Source organism: Kitasatospora sp. NPDC059577, from assembly GCF_042735475.1.
In the GTDB taxonomy this organism is placed as follows: Bacteria; Actinomycetota; Actinomycetes; order Streptomycetales; family Streptomycetaceae; genus Kitasatospora.
In genome coordinates, this window is record NZ_JBHWBZ010000002.1 from 36,725 (window position 1) to 38,391 (window position 1,667).

Genomic DNA, 1,667 nt, shown 5'->3' on the forward strand with positions numbered 1-1,667 from the left:
GGGGGGGGGGGGGGGGGGGGGGGGGGGGGGGGGGGGGGGGGGGGGGCGGGGGGGGGCGGGGGGGGGGGGGCGGGGGGCGGGGCCCCCCCCGGACCGGTCTCAGATCAGCCCCGCCCGGACGGCGTGCGCCACCGCGTGCGCCCGGTTGCGGACCTGCAGTCGCGCCATCAGGTCGTACAGGGCGTTCTTCACGGTGTGCTGCGAGCAGGACAGCGCCCGGGCGATCGCGGCGTTGTCGTGGCCCTCCGCCACCAGGGCGAGCACCAGGGACTGCCGGGCGGTCAGCGGCGTCCCGGGGCGTCGCGCTCCGGACTCCTCCGCCCCGGCCGGGAACAGTCGCAGCACCACACCCTGCGGGATCATCCCCTCGCCGTGCCGCGCGGTGCGCAGCGCGGCGGCGAGCCGGTGCGGACCGGTGTCCGTGGCGCGCAGCATGGTCCGCGCGCCGGAGCGCACGGCCCGCAGCACACCGCCCGCCGTGAACCGCTCGGCCACCAGCAGCACCGCCGGACCGGCCCCCGACCGCACCGACGGTGGGCAGACGCCGAGGGCCTCCTCGACCGTCCCGCCGACGGCGACCGTGACCGCGCCCGGTGGTCCGTCGACGGGGCGGCTGCCGAGCACGTCCACGCCGGCCCGTCTCAGCGCGTCGGCCAGGGCCTCGTACCCGGCGGGGTCGGTGGCCCGGAGGTACGCGCGCAGCCGGTGGCCCGCCGGCGCACGGTCGGCCGGCGGGGGCGGGCACCCCGGGCCGGCCGGTGTCCCGTTCCACGGCCCGGTCTGCACCTCCGCGACCGCCGCGCCGGTCACAGCAGGCCCCCGCGCAGCGCGAAGGCGACGGCGTGGGCGCGGTTGCGCAGCCGGAACCGCTGGGTGATGTCGCGCAGCACGGTCGTCACGGTCCGCACCGAGTAGCAGAGTTCCCGGGCGATCTCCTCGGTCTCCCGGCCCTCCGCGACCAGCCGCAGCACGGTGCGCTCGCGGTCGCTGAGGCCGGGGCCGTCGGCGTACGGCCGGGCGGTGTCCTCCCGGTGTTCCAGCAGTTCGTCGAGCAGGTCGGCCGACATGGTGCAGTCGCCGCCGGCGGCGGTGAGCACGGTGCGCACCAAGCGGTCGGTGGTCACCTCGCGGCGGCGCAGCAGTCCGGCCACGCCCGCGGTGATGGCCTGGCGGGCCTCGGCGGCGACCAGTTCGGTGGCCACCAGGACCACCTCGGGCCGCTGTTCCTGCTCGCGGGTGGTGGTGACCAGGTCCAGGGCCCGGCGGTCCACCTGGTCGACGATCACGACGGCGACCCCGGCGGGCTCGTTCGGGAGCGCCAGCGCGACCTCCGGGCTGTTGCCCAGGGTGCTGGCGGCTCCCGCCTCCAGGACGGGATCCAGTGCGACTACGCTGACGGACAGGGCGTTCCCCATAGAGCGGCTCCTCGATCGACGCGCGGTGAGTCCTCCTGGGCCTTGAGCATCGGTCGAGCCCGGCTGGAGCCGCATGGGGGATCCGCCCCCGCATTCCGCCCACGCCCGAGGCCGCCTGCTCCACCGCCCCGGCCCGACGGTTCCCGCGTCCTGCCGGAGGGCGCCCGCACGCCGCGCGGCCCCCCGGGGGCGGGGCCCCCCCGCCCCCGGCGCCCCGCGGGGGGCGCCCCCCCCGGGTCGCGCGATGAAAAA

General features: G+C 78.6%; 2 protein-coding genes. Both read right to left on the reverse strand.

Going from position 1 to position 1,667, the window contains the following annotated elements:
* Nucleotides 1-99: 99 nt before the first annotated feature.
* Nucleotides 100-810 carry a LuxR C-terminal-related transcriptional regulator gene (locus tag ACFV0O_RS02790; protein WP_380335424.1) on the reverse strand — a complete coding sequence of 237 codons (711 nt, stop codon included), beginning with the start codon at nucleotides 808-810 and terminating at the stop codon, nucleotides 100-102.
* A complete protein-coding gene (locus ACFV0O_RS02795) occupies nucleotides 807-1,415 on the reverse strand; it encodes a response regulator transcription factor (RefSeq protein ID WP_360263916.1) in 609 nt (202 codons plus the stop codon). Before ACFV0O_RS02795 ends, ACFV0O_RS02790 begins: the two co-directional genes overlap by 4 nt.
* Nucleotides 1,416-1,667 lie beyond the last annotated feature (252 nt).

What these genes read in the sequence shown, in the direction of transcription:
- ACFV0O_RS02795 (WP_360263916.1), bottom strand. Translation starts at nt 1,415, where the DNA reads ATGGGGAACGCCCTGTCCGTCAGCGTAGTCGCACTGGATCCCGTCCTG.